A 13,855-nucleotide genomic window follows, 5' to 3' on the forward strand; every position below is an offset into this window, starting at 1 on the left:
ACTGCGTCCGCGCAGGTTTATTCGGGAGCGGGCTGGCTCGCGCCCGCCTCGGGGCTGTCCGGCAGCAGATGGGACAGCACCATCACGCTGATCGTCTTGCGGATGAAGGGCTCGGACCGGATGCGCTCCAGCACGTTCTCGAAGTGCTCCACATCCCGTGCCCGCACATGCAGCAGGGCGTCCGCCCCACCCGTCACCGTCATCGCCGCGGTGATCTCCGGATGGTTGCGCGCCACCTCCGCGAGGCGCCTCGGGGGCGCGGCGCCCTCGCAGTACACCTCCACGTACGCCTCCGTGCGCCAGCCCAGCGCAGACGGCTGCACGGTGGCCGTGAATCCCGTGATCACCCCGGTGTCCCGCAGCCGGTCCACCCGGCGCTTGACCGCCGTCGAGGACAGACCGACGGCCGTCCCGATCTCGGCGAAGCTCGTCCTGGCGTTCGCCATCAGAGCGGTGATGATCTTCCGGTCGAGTTCGTCGAAAGGGGCGGGCGCGCTGTTCATGCGGGCACTGTATCCAGCGCATACGTCCACACCCCGGTGCATGTCCAGTCGTGCGGATCGCCCCTACACTCCACCTTCATGCTGCGCGCCCTCGCCGTCGACGACGAACGCCCCTCGCTGGAGGAGCTGCTCTACCTGCTCACCGCGGACCCCCGGATCGGCACCGTGGAGGGTGCCGGCGACGCGACCGAGGCGCTGCGCCGCATCAACCGTGCCCTGGAGTCCGGACCCGACGGCCCCGAGGCCATCGACGTGGTCTTCCTGGACATCCAGATGCCCGGCCTCGACGGCCTCGACCTCGCCCGTCTCCTCACCGGCTTCGCGCGGCCGCCCCTGGTCGTGTTCGTCACCGCCCACGAGGACTTCGCCGTCCAGGCCTTCGACCTCAAGGCCGTCGACTATGTCCTCAAACCCGTCCGCAAGGAACGGCTCGCCGAGGCGGTCCGCCGCGCCGTCGAGCTCAGAGCCGCCGAACGGCGCGGCCCCGCTCCGCGCATCCCCGTGCACGAGCCCGACCCGGACCACATACCCGTCGAGCTCGGCGGTGTGACCCGTTTCGTCGCCGTCGACGACATCACCCACGTCGAGGCCCGCGGCGACTACGCCCGGCTGCACACCGACCGCGGCAGCCACCTGGTCCGGATCCCGCTGTCCACCCTGGAGGAGCGCTGGCGGGCCCGCGGCTTCGTCCGCATCCACCGCCGTCATCTCGTCGCCCTGCGCCACATAGGCGAACTCCGCCTGGACGCGGGCACGGTGAGCGTCCTGGTGGGCGGCGAGGAACTCCAGGTCAGCCGCCGTCACGCCCGAGAACTGCGGGACCTGCTGATGAGGAGGCCCTGACCGTGCCCCACCAGGACCCCGCCGAGCGGCGTGTCGTCGTCACCGGGCCCGCCCGTCACACCCTGCGCGCCTCCGGCTACTACCGGCCGCGTACCGAGATCGACGAGCAGACCACCCTCGGTCACACCTACGTCCGCTCCCTGATGCGCTCCCAACTGCGGGCCGCTCTCGCGGTGTTCGCCGTCCTCACCCTGCTCGTGGGCCCGCTGCCGCTGCTCTTCGCGGCCATGCCCGACGCCCACCGCCTCGAATGGGCGGTCCTCGGCTTCTGCCTCTACGCCCCGCTCGTGCTGCTCGCCCGCTGGTACGTCCGCCGCGCCGAACGCAACGAGCGGGACCTCATACGCCTGGTCGAGGACCGATGAACTCGGCCTTCGCCGTCCCCGCCGTCGCGCTCGTCGTCGTCGCGACCGTCCTCGTCGGCGCCTTCGGCCTGCGCATCTCCCGCACCACGTCCGACTTCTACGTCGCCTCCCGCACCGTCGGCCCGCGCCTCAACGCGGCCGCCATCAGCGGCGAGTACCTCTCCGCCGCCTCCTTCCTCGGTATCGCGGGGCTGGTCCTGGTCCAGGGGCCGGACATGCTCTGGTACCCGGTCGGCTACACCGCCGGCTATCTGGTGCTGCTCCTCTTCGTCGCGGCCCCGCTGCGCCGCTCCGGCGCCTACACCCTCCCCGACTTCGCCGAGGCCCGCCTCGGCTCGCAGTCGTCCCGGCGGCTGGCGGGCGCCTTCGTGGTCGGCGTCGGCTGGCTCTACCTGCTGCCCCAACTCCAGGGCGCGGGGCTGACGTTGACCGTCCTGACCGGCGCCCCCGACTCGCTCGGCGGCCTGATCGTCGCGGTCGTGGTCACCGCGATCGTCGCCGCGGGCGGCATGCGCAGCATCACCTTCGTGCAGGCCTTCCAGTACTGGCTCAAGCTCACCGCCCTCCTCGTCCCGGCCCTCTTCCTCGTCCTCGCCTGGCAGGGCGACGGCGCGCCCCGCGACGCCTTCGGGGAACCGGCCACCTTTCGCGACCAGCGCGTCGTCCGGGTCGACGACACCCTCGACCTCAGACTCGACCGCCCCCTGACCGTGACGGTGGACGGCCGCGTCGACGGCCGCCCGCACCGGGACGCCGTGCTCCGGCTCCCCGTCGGTACCCACCACATCGAGCGGGGCACCCGCCTCACCTTCGCCGAGGGCACCGCCGTCCCCGTCGCCGAGCGCGGCAGCAACGGCGGCATGTCCACCTCCCTCGCCGCCGGCCGCGAGGAACGCCCCCTGTACGCGACCTACGGCCTGATCCTCGCGACCTTCCTCGGCACCATGGGCCTGCCGCACGTCGTCGTCCGCTTCTACACCAGCCCCCACGGAGTCGCCGCCCGCCGCACCACCGTCGCCGTCCTCGCCCTGATCGGCGCCTTCTACCTGCTGCCGCCCGTCTACGGCGCCCTGGGCCGCCTCTACGCACCCGAGCTGGCCCTCTCTGGCGACGCCGACGCGGCCGTGCTGCTGCTGCCCGACCGGGTGATCGGCGGCCTCGGCGGCGACCTGCTGGGCGCGCTGGTCGCCGGCGGAGCCTTCGCCGCGTTCCTGTCCACCGCGTCGGGGCTGACGATGGCCGTCGCGGGCGTGCTCACCCAGGACGTCCTGCCGACCCGGGGCGTCCGGCACTTCCGGCTGGGCACCGGGCTCGCCATGGCCGTGCCCCTCGCCGCGAGCCCGCTGGTGGGCGGGCTGCCGGTGGCCGACGCGGTCGGGCTGGCCTTCGCCGTGTCCGCGTCCTCCTTCTGCCCGCTCCTCGTCCTCGGCATCTGGTGGCGACGGCTGACCCCGCCCGGCGCGGCCGCCGGGATGCTGGTGGGCGGCGGTTCGGCGTTCGCCGCCGTCGCCGCGACCATGGCGGGCTTCCCCGGCACGGGCGGCCTGCACGCGCTGCTCGCCTGGCCCGCGCTGTGGTCCGTACCGCTCGGCTTCCTCACCATGATCCTGGTGTCCCTGGCCACCCCGGGGCGGGTCCCGGCCGGCACGGCGGCGATCCTGGCCCGGTTCCACCTGCCCGAGGAACTGCGCACGGAAGAGCTGCGAGCGGCGGAGGCGAAGGCATGAGCGGGTTCCTGGCGGGTGTCTGCATCGCCATCCTCCCCTTCGTCGCGGCGGGCTTCTGGCTGGGCCGCCGCACCGCCCGTCCCGAGAACCTGGGCGGCCTGGGCACCCCCGTCGAGCACGCCACCTTCGAGACCCTGCACACCGCATCGCTCGCCGCGCCCCCGCTCCGGGCGGGCCTCACGGAGGAGACGGCCCGCAGATCGGCCCGCAGGCTGCGCACCCTGCTCGGCACGGACGCGCTGTGCCTGACCGACGAGACGCAGGTGCTGGTCTGGGACGGCGTGGGGTCACATCACCGCGCCGAGATCATGGAACGGCTGGCCGGTCCCCTGGAGAGCGGGCGCGGCGAGGCCTTCCGGCTCACCTGCGAGCACGCCGACTGCCCCGTCCGCTGGGCCGTTCTCGCCCCGCTCACCGTCGACGACCGGGTGCACGGCGTTCTCGTGGCCTGCGCGCCCCGCGAGTCCGCCGTCCTGGTCCGGGCGGCCGGCGAGGTGGCCCGCTGGGTGAGCGTCCAGCTGGAGCTGGCGGACCTCGACCAGTCCCGTACGAAACTGATCGAGGCGGAGATCAAGGCCCTGCGCGCCCAGATCTCCCCGCACTTCGTCTTCAACTCGCTCGCGGTGATCGCGTCGTTCGTCCGCACCGACCCCGAACGCGCCCGCGAGCTGCTCCTGGAGTTCGCCGACTTCACCCGCTACTCGTTCCGCAGGCACGGCGACTTCACCACCCTCGCCGACGAACTGCACGCCATCGACCACTACCTGGCGCTGGTCCGGGCCCGCTTCGGCGACCGTCTCGCCGTCACCCTCCAGATAGCCCCCGAGGTCCTCCCGGTGGCCCTGCCCTTCCTCTGCCTGCAGCCGCTCGTGGAGAACGCCGTCAAACACGGCCTGGAGGGCAAGGCCGACCAGTGTCACATCCAGATCACCGCGCAGGACGCCGGCGCCGAGGCCCTGGTCGTCATCGAGGACGACGGCGCCGGCATGGACCCGGTCGCGCTGCGCCGCATCCTGGCCGGCGAGGTGAGCCCCTCGGGGGGCATCGGTCTGTCCAACGTGGACGACCGGCTCCGCCAGGTGTACGGCGACGACTACGGCCTGGTCATCGAGACGGCCCTCGGAGCAGGGATGAAGATCACCGCCCGGCTGCCGAAGTACCAGCCGGGCGTCCACTCGGCGGCCCGCCTCACCGGTGGCCAGGGCCGGGCCGTGTCATGATCATGGCGAGCGTGATCAACCCCAGCACGACCCAGCCGAACCACAGCCAGCCGTTGCTGCCGAGCGCCACCGTGTAGGCGGTCACCGCGACGAGTCCGCCGACGGTGAGCACCCCCATGGTCTTCGTGGAACTGTCCGTGGTACCTGCCATCGCGACACCTTCCTCGGGGCCGCCCTCCGCAGGGCGCGTCCCTCCATGGTGCCCCGGGTTCAGCGCCCCTGTGTGTTGAGCGACGCAAGATAGGCGTTGTACGCCTCCAGCTCCTGGTCGCCGTCGCGGTCCGCGGCCCGGTCCTTGCGCTTGGCCTGCCGCTGCTCGGAGCCGTACCACTGGAAGAGCAGCGCGATCAGCACGAGCACGGACGGGATCTCGCTGAACGCCCAGGCGATCCCGCCGGCCGCGTTCTGGTCGGAGAGCGCGTCGATGCCGAGCGAGGCGGGCGGGTTCTCGAACGTCTCGACCATCGGCTGCGAGGCCATCATCAGCGCGATGCCGAAGAACGCGTGGAACGGCATGCCCGCGAACAGCTCCAGCATCCGCATCAGATAGCCGGGCCGGTTCGGCCCCGGGTCCACGCCGATGATCGGCCAGAAGAACACCACACCGACGGCGAGGAAGTGCACCATCATCGCGAGGTGCCCCGCCCTGGAGCCCATCAGGAAGTCGAAGATCGGCGTGAAGTACAGCGCGTACAGGCTCGCGATGAACAGCGGGATGGTGAACGCGGGATGGGTGACGATCCGCATGTAGCGGCTGTGCAGCAGCATCAGCAGCAGCTCGCGCGGCCCCTTGCGACCCCGTCCGGCGGCCGGCAGCGCACGCAGCGCCAGCGTCATCGGCGCGCCCAGCAGGATCAGGATCGGCGACAGCATGCTGATCACCATGTGCTGCACCATGTGCACGCTGAACATGACCATGCCGTAGTCGTTCAGCCTGGTGCACATGACGAGCCCGATGGTCAGCACCCCGACGACGAACGACACGGTCCGCCCCACCGGCCACGCGTCCCCGCGCCTGCGCAGCCGCAGGACGCCCCAGCCGTAGAGCCCCAGCCCCACCAGACAGCCGACGAGGAAGAACGGGTCCGCCGACCACTGAAGGCCCCGCCCCAGCGTGAACGGCGGCAGATCCATGGTCATGCCGTGCCCGCTGTGTCCCATGCCGCCGGCTCCTGATTCGTGGGGGGTTGTACGTTTCCTGCCGCCCACAAGAGTAGAGAAGCCCCCGGCGACCTCTGTCACCGGGGGCGAACGGCCCTGTCCCGGGGCCGCGGGGCCGGCACGGCGGACCCGCGCCCGACCGGACGGACTAGAGCACGGTCTCGGCCTCGGCGTACCGGTCCTCGGGAACGGTCTTGAGGGTCGCGACCGCGTCGGCCAGCGGCGCCATCACGATGTCCGTCCCGCGCAGGGCGGTCATCTTCCCGAACTCGCCCCGGTGCACCGCCTCCACCGCGTGCCAGCCGAACCGCGTGGCGAGCACCCGGTCGTACGCGGTCGGCGTGCCGCCCCGCTGCACATGCCCCAGGATGACCGGCCGGGCCTCCTTGCCGAGCCGGGACTCCAGCTCGATGGAGAGCTGCCGGGCGATTCCGGCGAACCGCTCGTGCCCGTAGATGTCCTTCGCGCCCTCGTCGAAGGCCATGCTGCCGGCCTTCGGCTTCGCTCCCTCGGCCGCGACGACGATCGCGAACCGCTTGCCCGCCTCGAACCGCTCGCCGACCCGGCGGGCCAGTTCGTCGATGTCGAAGGGCCGTTCCGGTACGACGATGGCGTGGGCGCCGGCCGCCATTCCGGACTGGAGCGCTATCCAGCCGGTGTGGCGTCCCATGACCTCGACGACGAGCACCCGCTGGTGGGACTCGGCGGTCGTCTTCAGCCGGTCCAGCGCCTCGGTCGCGACCCCGACCGCCGTGTCGAAACCGAAGGTGACGTCGGTGACGGCGATGTCGTTGTCGATGGTCTTCGGTACGCCCACGATGGGCAGCCCGCTGTCGTACATCAGCTTCGCCGCCTTGAGCGTGCCCTCACCCCCGATCGGGATGATCGCGTCGAGGCCGAGCTCCGCGACATGGCCCCGGGCCCGCTCCACGCCGTCCCGCAGATGCGAGGGCTGGACCCGGGAGGAGCCGAGGATCGTGCCGCCGCGGGCGAGGATGCCGCCCACAGCGTCGAGGTCGAGCTTGAGGTAGTCGCACTCCAGGAGGCCCTTCCAGCCGTCCCGGAACCCGATGACCTCGTCGCCGTGGTCGGCGACGGCACGGTGCACGACGGACCGGATGACGGCGTTCAGGCCGGGGCAGTCGCCGCCGGACGTGAGGACACCAATGCGCATAGCCCGAAACAACCTTCTCCACGTGGGCCGGTCCGGACCACACTGTCCGGCTCGAATCCCCGCCACCCTAGCGGCAGGAGGGGGCGGGGCCGAAGCACGCGTCCGCCTGCTGGACGTGCCTGCTCACCTGTGCGGATGCACCGTCAGACGGGCTGCTGACGACACCCCGAAAATCAGGTGAACGCACGGTCACGCGGACGGCCGCGCGGCAGCGTCCGCGCAGGCCGCCGCGCGGCCGTGCCTACGCGGGCTGCTGCGCGGCCGCGATGCGCTCGTTGCGGAGCGCCTCGTACCAGCGGTCGTCGATCGGCGGCAGCGCGTTCACGTCGAGCGCCAGCTTCAGCAGCAGGTCCGCGATCAGCGGGTTGCGGGCGAGCACCGGGCCGTGCATGTACGTGCCGAACACGGTGTCGTTGTACGCGCCCTCGGTGCCGTCGCCGGTGCCGTTGCCCTTGCCGAGCGAGACGCGGGCGAGCGGGCGGGCGGTCGGGCCGAGGTGGGTGATGCCCTGGTGGTTCTCGAAGCCCGTCAGCGGGGGCAGACCGAGCCGCGGGTCGATGTCCCCGAGGACGTCGCCGACACACCGCTCGCCCTCGCCACGCGTCGTCGTCACGTCCAGCAGACCGAGACCGGGCTCACGCTGGCCGAGGTCGTTGACGAACTCCTGGCCCAGGATCTGGTACCCGGCACACACCGCGAAGACGATCGCGCCGTTCTGCACCGCCTGGTACAGGTGCCCGTCCCGGCGCAGCCGCTCCGCCGCGAGGCGCTGCGGCCGGTCCTCGCCGCCCCCGATGAGGTAGATGTCGCCGGAGGTCGGGATCGGCTGGTCGCTGCGCACGTCGAGTCGCGCCACGTCCAGGCCGCGCTGCCGGGCGCGGCGCTCGACGACGAGGGCGTTGCCCTGGTCGCCGTAGGTGCTCAGCAGGTCCGGGTAGATCCACACCAGCCGCAGTTGGTTGTCGCTCATGGAAACGTCCTTAGTGGTCAGTTGCCGACGCGGCGGCGCAGGTCCTGGAACGCGGTGTAGTTCGCGATGACCTCGATCCGGCCCGGCGGTGCCTGCTGCACGGCCTGGTCGAGGTTCTCGCACACCTGGAAGTGCTGGTTGGCGACCTCCAGACGCACCGCGAGGTCCAGCTTCCGGTCACCGACGACGAAGATCGGGTGGCCGGTCAGCCGCGTGTAGTCGACGTCCCACAGCCAGGAGGTGTCGGTGCCGTCGGCGCCGCGCGCGTTCACCGAGAGGATCACCGGGGTGGGCGGCGGATCGATCAGGCTGAACGTCTCGAGCCAGCCCGCCGGGTTCTTCGCGAGCAGCAGCCGCAGGTCACGGCCCTGGAACTGGACGACGTCATAGCGTCCGGCGACCGCCTGCACCTGGTACATCCGCTCCAGCGCCACCTGCGGCGGCACCCCGAAGACGGCGGCCACGGCGGCCGAGGAGGCGGCGTTGGCCTTGTTGGCGCGACCCGGCAGCTGGAGGTGGATCGGCCAGGCGGACCCGTGCGGGTCGAGCACGTGGTCCCCGGACAGCGCCCAGCTCGGCGTCGGGCGCCGGAACCCGCACTCGCCGCAGAACCAGTCGTCTCCGGGCCGCTGCATGACACCACCGCAGGACGGGCACGACCAGGCGTCGTCCTTCCACATCTGCCCGGCGGCGACCCAGATCACGTTGGGGGAGGAGGAGGCGGCCCAGACCACCAGCGGGTCGTCGGCGTTGGCGACCACGACGGCCTTCGAACCGGCAAGCCCCTCACGCCAGTTCTCCGCGAGCATGCGGGTCTCGGCGGCGCGGTCCAGCTGGTCGCGGGAGAGGTTGAGCAGCGCGATGCACTTGGGGGCGGTGTCCCGGGCCACGCCCGCGAGGTACTTCTCGTCGACCTCGATCACGCCGTAGCGGGCGTCGGAGCCGCCCGCGAGGGCCGAGGTGATGCCGGCCGGCATGTTGGCGCCGAGCGCGTTGGACACGACCGGCCCGGCGGCGCGCAGTGCCTCGGCGATCAGCCGCGTGGTGGTGGTCTTGCCGTTGGTCGCCGAGACGAGGATGACGTCCAGGTTCTGGGCGAGCCGGGCGAGAAGGTCGGGGTCGAGTTTGAGCGCCACCCGGCCGCCGATCACCGAACCACTGCCGCGCCCCGCGGCGCGCGACGCCGCCGCGACCGCTTTGCCGGCGGTCACGGCGATCTTGGCCCGCGGCGAGAGCGGGTCCGAGTTGCCTGCCATCAGTTCTCGATCCTCCTTGCGTACGCGCCGCGCCTCTGCCGTACGGCAACGTGGTGGGTGGTCAGCCTATCGAGATCCATTCGCACTCCCGAATCCCGGCACCACCTCACGCCCGTGAGCGGCATGCGCGTGTCAGAAAGGACCGTACCCTTGCCGCCATGCGACACGGCTCCATCCCGGGCGCCCACGGGCGCGTCCGGCCCCTCTCCCTGCTCGGCGACCCCGTCCTGCACACCCGCTGCGAGGAGGTCACCGACTTCGGCCCCGAACTCGCCCGCCTGGTCGAGGACATGTTCGCCACGATGTACGCGGCCCAGGGCGTGGGCCTCGCCGCGAACCAGGTGGGCGAGCCCTTGAGGGTCTTCGTCTACGACTGTCCCGACGACGAGGACGTCCGCCACCTGGGCCATGTGGTGAACCCCCGGCTGGTGGAGGCCGACGGCATCGTCCTGCGCGGCCCGGAGGGCTGTCTGTCCCTGCCGGGTCTGGAGGCGGGCACGGAGCGCCACGACCACGCGGTGGTCGAGGGGTTCACGATGACGGGCGAGCCGATCACCGTGCACGGCACCGGATTCTTTGCCAGATGCTTGCAGCACGAGGCGGACCACCTGGAGGGCACGGTGTACGCGGACCGCGTGACGGGGTGGCGCGGCAGGAGACTGACGCGCCAGGTCGCCCGGGCCTCCTGGAGCCGGGGAGCCGGTCCCGCCTAGGGCGGGGTGCCGAGGGACGGCCGGGCCGTGCGGGCGCGAGCGCCCACACGTGTCCCGCGCCCGGTGGGCCGGCGTCAGAACCCGGGCCCGCCGAGCTTGTCGCCGGCCGCCGCGAGGCGACCCCACAACAGATCGGCCAGACTCCGCACCAGCTCCGCCCGGGTACAGGGGCGCTCACCCAGCCACCAGTCCCCGGCCGCGTGCATCATCCCGACGATCCCGTGCCCCCACACCCGGGCCAGCTGCTGGCTGCCGGGTCCGAGGTCCACCCGGTCCTCGATGACCTGGGCCAGCTCCTCGCCCATCCGCCGGAGCAGCGGCGCCGAGTGCTTGCCCACGTCGAAACCCTGCTCGCCCGGAGACCCGTCCGACGGATGCATGAGGAACCGGTACACCTGGGGCCGGGCCTCGATCGCGGCGAGGTAGGTGTCCAGCGTGGCCTCCACCCGTTCGCGCCGCTCGGCGGGCGCGTCCAGCGCGGCCCGCAGCGAGTCCAGCAGCGCGTCCGTGTGCCTTTTGGCGAGCGCGGCGTAGAGTCCGCCCTTGTCGCCGAAGTGCCGGTAGAGGATCGGTTTGGTGATGCCCGCCTCCGCCGCGATCGCGTTCATCGAGGCCTGCGGCCCGTCGCGCAGCACCACCCGGTCGGCGGCCTCCAGCAGCTCGCGCCTTCGGCGGTCGGCGGACCGTTGCTGCTCGGTCCGCTGTGTGGTGTCCATGAGCTCTCCCCACCCGTGCTGATTCGGTGACGCCTGCGCAAACTAACACCTGGCAGCAGCCTGACATCGAACGGGCCGGGGGGCTCCCGGGCCGTCAGCAGGAGTTGACTTTTCCTACCCACCGGTAACAGACTCACGTTACCGCTAGTAACACGCACGTTCCGCCGCTGGAGGGGACATGGCCGAGTTCACCATGGAGCTCAACGACGAACAGAAGGAGGTCCGGGACTGGCTGCACGGCTTCGCGGCCGACGTCATCCGCCCCGCGGCCGCCGAATGGGACGAGCGTGAGGAGACTCCCTGGCCGGTCATCCAGGAGGCCGCCAAGGTCGGGATCTACTCCCTCGACTTCTATGCGCAGCAGTACTTCGACCCCACCGGCCTCGGTATCCCGATGGCCATGGAGGAGCTGTTCTGGGGCGACGCGGGCATCGCCCTGTCGATCGTGGGCACCGGCCTCGCCGCCGTGGGCGTTCTCGCCAACGGCACCGAGGAGCAGATCGGCACCTGGATCCCGCAGATGTACGGCGACGCCAGCGACGTCAAGGTGGCCGCCTTCTGCTCCTCCGAGCCCGACGCCGGCTCCGACGTGGCCTCCCTGCGTACGCGTGCCGTGTACGACGAGGCCAAGGACGAGTGGGTGCTCAACGGCACCAAGACCTGGGCGACCAACGGCGGCATCGCCAACGTCCACGTCGTCGTCGCGGCCGTGGACACCGACCTCGGCTCCAAGGGGCACGCCTCCTTCATCGTCCCGCCGGGCACCCCGGGTCTCGCCCAGGGCCAGAAGTTCAAGAAGCACGGCATCCGCGCCTCGCACACCGCCGAGGTGATCCTCGACAACGTGCGGATCCCCGGCTCCTGCCTGCTCGGCGGCAAGGAGAAGCTGGACGAGCGGCTGGCGCGGGCCCGCGAGCGGGCGAGGACCGGTGGCGAGCGCGTCAAGAACGCGGCGATGGCGACCTTCGAGGCCTCGCGGCCGGCGGTCGGCGCCATGGCCGTCGGCACGGCCCGCGCCGCGTACGAGGTGGCCCTCGACTACGCCAAGACCCGTGAGCAGTTCGGCCGCCCGATCATCGACAACCAGGGCGTCGCCTTCCAGCTCGCGGACATGCGCACCCAGATCGACGCCGCGCGGCTGCTGGTCTGGCGCGCGTCCTGGATGGCGATCAACGGAAAGCCGTTCACCGCCGCCGAGGGGTCGATGTCGAAGCTGTACGCCAGCGAGACCGCGAAGCAGGTCACCGCGCAGGCGATCCAGATTCTCGGTGGCAACGGCTACACCAGGGAGTACCCGGTGGAGCGCATGCACCGCGACGCGGCCATCTACACGATCTTCGAAGGCACGAGCGAGATCCAGCGCCTGGTGATCGCCCGCACGCTGTCGGGGATGCCGATCCGCTAGGACGGGTCGCAGGACACCGCAGGACACCGCTGGACGACGTGGCACGGCCCCGGGGACGCCCCCGGGGCCTGCGCGATCAGCGGCAACGGACTACGGCGCACCCCCGCTGCTGTGCGCGATGCACGCCACATCGATCCGGTCGGCCAGCTTCGCGAGCTCGATGGTCAACGCCGCGACGGTGTCCTCGTCGAGCCCGTCCGCCCCGGCCTCGACGAGATGCAGCCACCGACCGCCCAACGTGCGGAGCAGCTTGCTCACGTCGGCCGCGGCCACCTGCAAGGTCCCGCGGTCATCGACGATCAGAGGCAGAGTCACTTCGCGGTTCACATCCGGGATCGTAGCCGCGCGGCGCTCACGCACCGTGCCAAACCGTGGTGATGTTGCAGAACTCCCGGATTCCGTGCCCGGACAGCTCACGGCCGTACCCGGACCGCTTCACCCCGCCGAAGGGGAACCCCGGATGGGACGCGGTCATCCCGTTGACGTACACACCGCCGGCCTCCAGATCCCGTACGAAACGGTCCACCTCGGCCTCGTCCCGCGTCCACACGTTGGAACTCAGGCCGAACGGCGAGTCGTTGGCGATGAGCACCGCCTCGTCCAGGTCGGCCGCCCGGTACAGCGTCGCGACCGGCCCGAACGCCTCCTCACGGTGGATGCGCATCTCGCGGGTGATCCCGGCGAGCACGGTCGGCGGGTAGTACCAGCCCGGCCCGTCGGGCCGTTCGCCCCCGCACAGGGCGGTGGCGCCGGACCGTCGCGCGTCGTCCACCAGCTCCTCCAGGTCCGACCGCCCCTGCTCGCTCGCCAGCGGTCCGACGTCCGTCTCCTCCTCCTGCGGGTCACCGACCTTCAGCGCCGCCATGCCCGCCACGAACCGCTCGGTGAAGGCGTCGTACACGTCCGTGTGAACGATGAACCGCTTGGCGGCGATGCACGACTGCCCGTTGTTCTGCACGCGCGCGGTCACCGCCACCTGCGCGGCCCGGTCGACGTCCGCCGACGGCATGACCACGTACGGGTCGCTGCCGCCCAGCTCCAGCACCGTCTTCTTGATCATCTCCCCGGCGGTGGCGGCGACCGCCCGGCCGGCCGGCTCGCTGCCGGTCAGGGTCGCCGCCTTGACCCGTTCGTCGCGCAGGATCTCGTCGACCGCGCCCGAGCCGACGAGCAGCGTCTGGAAGCAGCCCTCGGTGAAGCCGGCCCGGTGGAACAGGTCCTCCAGGTACAGGGCGGTCTGCGGGACGTTCGAGGCGTGCTTGAGCAGGCCGACATTGCCCGCCATCAGCGCCGGCGCGGCGAAGCGGACCACCTGCCACAGCGGGAAGTTCCACGGCATCACCGCGAGCACCGGGCCCAGCGGCCGGTAGCGGACCAGGGCGCGCGCGGCACCGGAGTCCTTCACGTCGGCGGCGGACGGCTCCTCGTCGGCGAGCAGCTCCGCCGCGTGCTCGGCGTACCAGCGCATCGCCCGGGCGCACTTCGCGGCCTCCGCGCGCGCCTGCTTCACCGGCTTGCCCATCTCGGTGGTCATCACCCGGCCGATGTCCCCCTGGTCCTCGTCGAGGAGGTCGGCGGCCCGGTTCAGCAGGCGGGCGCGTTCGGCGTACGTCGTCGTCCGGTACGTACGGAAGGTGGCCTCCGCGAGCTGGAGCCGGCGCTCCAGCTCCTCCTCGCCCATGGCCTCGTACGTCCGAAGCGTCTCGCCGTTCGCCGGGTTCACCGTCGCGATGGGCATGACCGACCTCCTGAAGAGCTGACTGTGCTTCGACCTTCCCGCGCCGGACCCGGGGCCGCAACGC

The 13,855-nt window shown here is 71.7% G+C and carries 15 protein-coding genes; 6 read left to right on the forward strand and 9 right to left on the reverse strand.

Annotated features, from left to right (window positions below; all coding sequences use genetic code 11):
• Positions 1–17 precede the first annotated feature (17 nt).
• A complete protein-coding gene (locus OHU34_RS35955) occupies positions 18–503 on the reverse strand; it encodes an Lrp/AsnC family transcriptional regulator (protein WP_142269169.1) in 486 nt (161 codons plus the stop codon).
• A gap of 78 nt (positions 504–581) precedes the next feature.
• Between OHU34_RS35955 and OHU34_RS35960 the strand changes: the two genes are divergently transcribed.
• Genes OHU34_RS35960 through OHU34_RS35975 form a run of 4 tightly spaced genes read left to right on the forward strand, consistent with a single transcriptional unit; the run spans position 582 to position 4,658 of the window.
• Positions 582–1,346, forward strand: coding sequence for a LytTR family DNA-binding domain-containing protein (locus OHU34_RS35960; protein WP_020131618.1), 765 nt, complete (start codon positions 582–584; stop codon positions 1,344–1,346).
• Positions 1,343–1,711, forward strand: a complete 369-nt coding sequence (locus tag OHU34_RS35965) for a hypothetical protein (protein WP_405772483.1) — start codon at positions 1,343–1,345, stop codon at positions 1,709–1,711. Before OHU34_RS35960 ends, OHU34_RS35965 begins: the two co-directional genes overlap by 4 nt.
• On the forward strand, positions 1,708–3,438 hold the full coding sequence (locus tag OHU34_RS35970) for a cation acetate symporter (protein WP_020131616.1): 1,731 nt from the start codon (positions 1,708–1,710) through the stop codon (positions 3,436–3,438). The genes OHU34_RS35965 and OHU34_RS35970 overlap by 4 nt, the downstream gene beginning before the upstream one ends.
• Complete coding sequence (locus OHU34_RS35975; RefSeq protein WP_142269168.1) at positions 3,435–4,658, forward strand: sensor histidine kinase; 1,224 nt, start codon at positions 3,435–3,437, stop codon at positions 4,656–4,658. Before OHU34_RS35970 ends, OHU34_RS35975 begins: the two co-directional genes overlap by 4 nt.
• Here the strand turns inward: OHU34_RS35975 and OHU34_RS35980 are convergent.
• The 5 genes from OHU34_RS35980 to OHU34_RS36000 form a co-directional block, all read right to left on the reverse strand.
• On the reverse strand, positions 4,627–4,809 hold the full coding sequence (locus OHU34_RS35980; protein ID WP_020131614.1) for a hypothetical protein: 183 nt from the start codon (positions 4,807–4,809) through the stop codon (positions 4,627–4,629). The genes OHU34_RS35975 and OHU34_RS35980 overlap by 32 nt on opposite strands.
• A gap of 59 nt (positions 4,810–4,868) precedes the next feature.
• Positions 4,869–5,819 carry a cytochrome c oxidase assembly protein gene (locus OHU34_RS35985; protein ID WP_020131613.1) on the reverse strand — a complete coding sequence of 317 codons (951 nt, stop codon included), beginning with the start codon at positions 5,817–5,819 and terminating at the stop codon, positions 4,869–4,871.
• A gap of 148 nt (positions 5,820–5,967) precedes the next feature.
• The gene (locus OHU34_RS35990; RefSeq protein ID WP_054240459.1) at positions 5,968–6,993 is read right to left on the reverse strand and encodes a 6-phosphofructokinase; all 1,026 of its coding nucleotides are present in this window, start codon (positions 6,991–6,993) and stop codon (positions 5,968–5,970) included.
• A gap of 241 nt (positions 6,994–7,234) precedes the next feature.
• Positions 7,235–7,963 (reverse strand): type 1 glutamine amidotransferase, encoded by a 729-nt coding sequence (locus tag OHU34_RS35995; RefSeq protein WP_020131611.1) that lies wholly within the window; start codon positions 7,961–7,963, stop codon positions 7,235–7,237.
• Between the two features lie 17 nt (positions 7,964–7,980).
• The gene (locus OHU34_RS36000) at positions 7,981–9,219 is read right to left on the reverse strand and encodes a MurT ligase domain-containing protein (RefSeq protein WP_020131610.1); all 1,239 of its coding nucleotides are present in this window, start codon (positions 9,217–9,219) and stop codon (positions 7,981–7,983) included.
• A 158-nt stretch (positions 9,220–9,377) separates the two neighbouring features.
• Between OHU34_RS36000 and def the strand changes: the two genes are divergently transcribed.
• On the forward strand, positions 9,378–9,932 hold the full coding sequence (gene def / locus OHU34_RS36005; protein WP_142269167.1) for a peptide deformylase: 555 nt from the start codon (positions 9,378–9,380) through the stop codon (positions 9,930–9,932).
• Positions 9,933–10,006: 74 nt separating this feature from the next.
• On the opposite strand, the gene OHU34_RS36010 is transcribed toward def, so the two are convergent.
• Complete coding sequence (locus OHU34_RS36010) at positions 10,007–10,648, reverse strand: TetR family transcriptional regulator (RefSeq protein ID WP_020131608.1); 642 nt, start codon at positions 10,646–10,648, stop codon at positions 10,007–10,009.
• Positions 10,649–10,826: 178 nt separating this feature from the next.
• Here OHU34_RS36010 and OHU34_RS36015 point away from each other — a divergent pair, with 178 nt between their 5' ends.
• Positions 10,827–12,053 carry an acyl-CoA dehydrogenase family protein gene (locus tag OHU34_RS36015; RefSeq protein ID WP_020131607.1) on the forward strand — a complete coding sequence of 409 codons (1,227 nt, stop codon included), beginning with the start codon at positions 10,827–10,829 and terminating at the stop codon, positions 12,051–12,053.
• Between the two features lie 90 nt (positions 12,054–12,143).
• On the opposite strand, the gene OHU34_RS36020 is transcribed toward OHU34_RS36015, so the two are convergent.
• Together OHU34_RS36020 and OHU34_RS36025 are read right to left on the reverse strand one after the other, a co-directional pair.
• Positions 12,144–12,380, reverse strand: coding sequence for a DUF6213 family protein (locus OHU34_RS36020; protein WP_028807142.1), 237 nt, complete (start codon positions 12,378–12,380; stop codon positions 12,144–12,146).
• Positions 12,381–12,405: 25 nt separating this feature from the next.
• A complete protein-coding gene (locus tag OHU34_RS36025) occupies positions 12,406–13,791 on the reverse strand; it encodes an NADP-dependent succinic semialdehyde dehydrogenase (protein ID WP_142269166.1) in 1,386 nt (461 codons plus the stop codon).
• Between the last annotated feature and the right edge of the window lie 64 nt (positions 13,792–13,855).

Source organism: Streptomyces sp. NBC_00080, assembly GCF_045041255.1.
In the GTDB taxonomy this organism is placed as follows: Bacteria; Actinomycetota; Actinomycetes; order Streptomycetales; family Streptomycetaceae; genus Streptomyces; species Streptomyces coriariae.

Excerpts from the sequence above, each read along its gene's own strand:
- OHU34_RS36000 (WP_020131610.1), bottom strand. The coding sequence starts at position 9,219 with ATGGCAGGCAACTCGGACCCGCTCTCGCCGCGGGCCAAGATCGCCGTG.
- OHU34_RS35960 (WP_020131618.1), top strand. The coding sequence starts at position 582 with ATGCTGCGCGCCCTCGCCGTCGACGACGAACGCCCCTCGCTGGAGGAG.
- OHU34_RS35955 (WP_142269169.1), bottom strand. The coding sequence starts at position 503 with ATGAACAGCGCGCCCGCCCCTTTCGACGAACTCGACCGGAAGATCATC.
- OHU34_RS35975 (WP_142269168.1), top strand. The coding sequence starts at position 3,435 with ATGAGCGGGTTCCTGGCGGGTGTCTGCATCGCCATCCTCCCCTTCGTC.
- OHU34_RS36025 (WP_142269166.1), bottom strand. The coding sequence starts at position 13,791 with ATGCCCATCGCGACGGTGAACCCGGCGAACGGCGAGACGCTTCGGACG.
- OHU34_RS35990 (WP_054240459.1), bottom strand. The coding sequence starts at position 6,993 with ATGCGCATTGGTGTCCTCACGTCCGGCGGCGACTGCCCCGGCCTGAAC.
- OHU34_RS36015 (WP_020131607.1), top strand. The coding sequence starts at position 10,827 with ATGGCCGAGTTCACCATGGAGCTCAACGACGAACAGAAGGAGGTCCGG.
- OHU34_RS35970 (WP_020131616.1), top strand. The coding sequence starts at position 1,708 with ATGAACTCGGCCTTCGCCGTCCCCGCCGTCGCGCTCGTCGTCGTCGCG.
- def (WP_142269167.1), top strand. The coding sequence starts at position 9,378 with ATGCGACACGGCTCCATCCCGGGCGCCCACGGGCGCGTCCGGCCCCTC.
- OHU34_RS35980 (WP_020131614.1), bottom strand. The coding sequence starts at position 4,809 with ATGGCAGGTACCACGGACAGTTCCACGAAGACCATGGGGGTGCTCACC.
- OHU34_RS35985 (WP_020131613.1), bottom strand. The coding sequence starts at position 5,819 with ATGGGACACAGCGGGCACGGCATGACCATGGATCTGCCGCCGTTCACG.
- OHU34_RS35995 (WP_020131611.1), bottom strand. The coding sequence starts at position 7,963 with ATGAGCGACAACCAACTGCGGCTGGTGTGGATCTACCCGGACCTGCTG.
- OHU34_RS36010 (WP_020131608.1), bottom strand. The coding sequence starts at position 10,648 with ATGGACACCACACAGCGGACCGAGCAGCAACGGTCCGCCGACCGCCGA.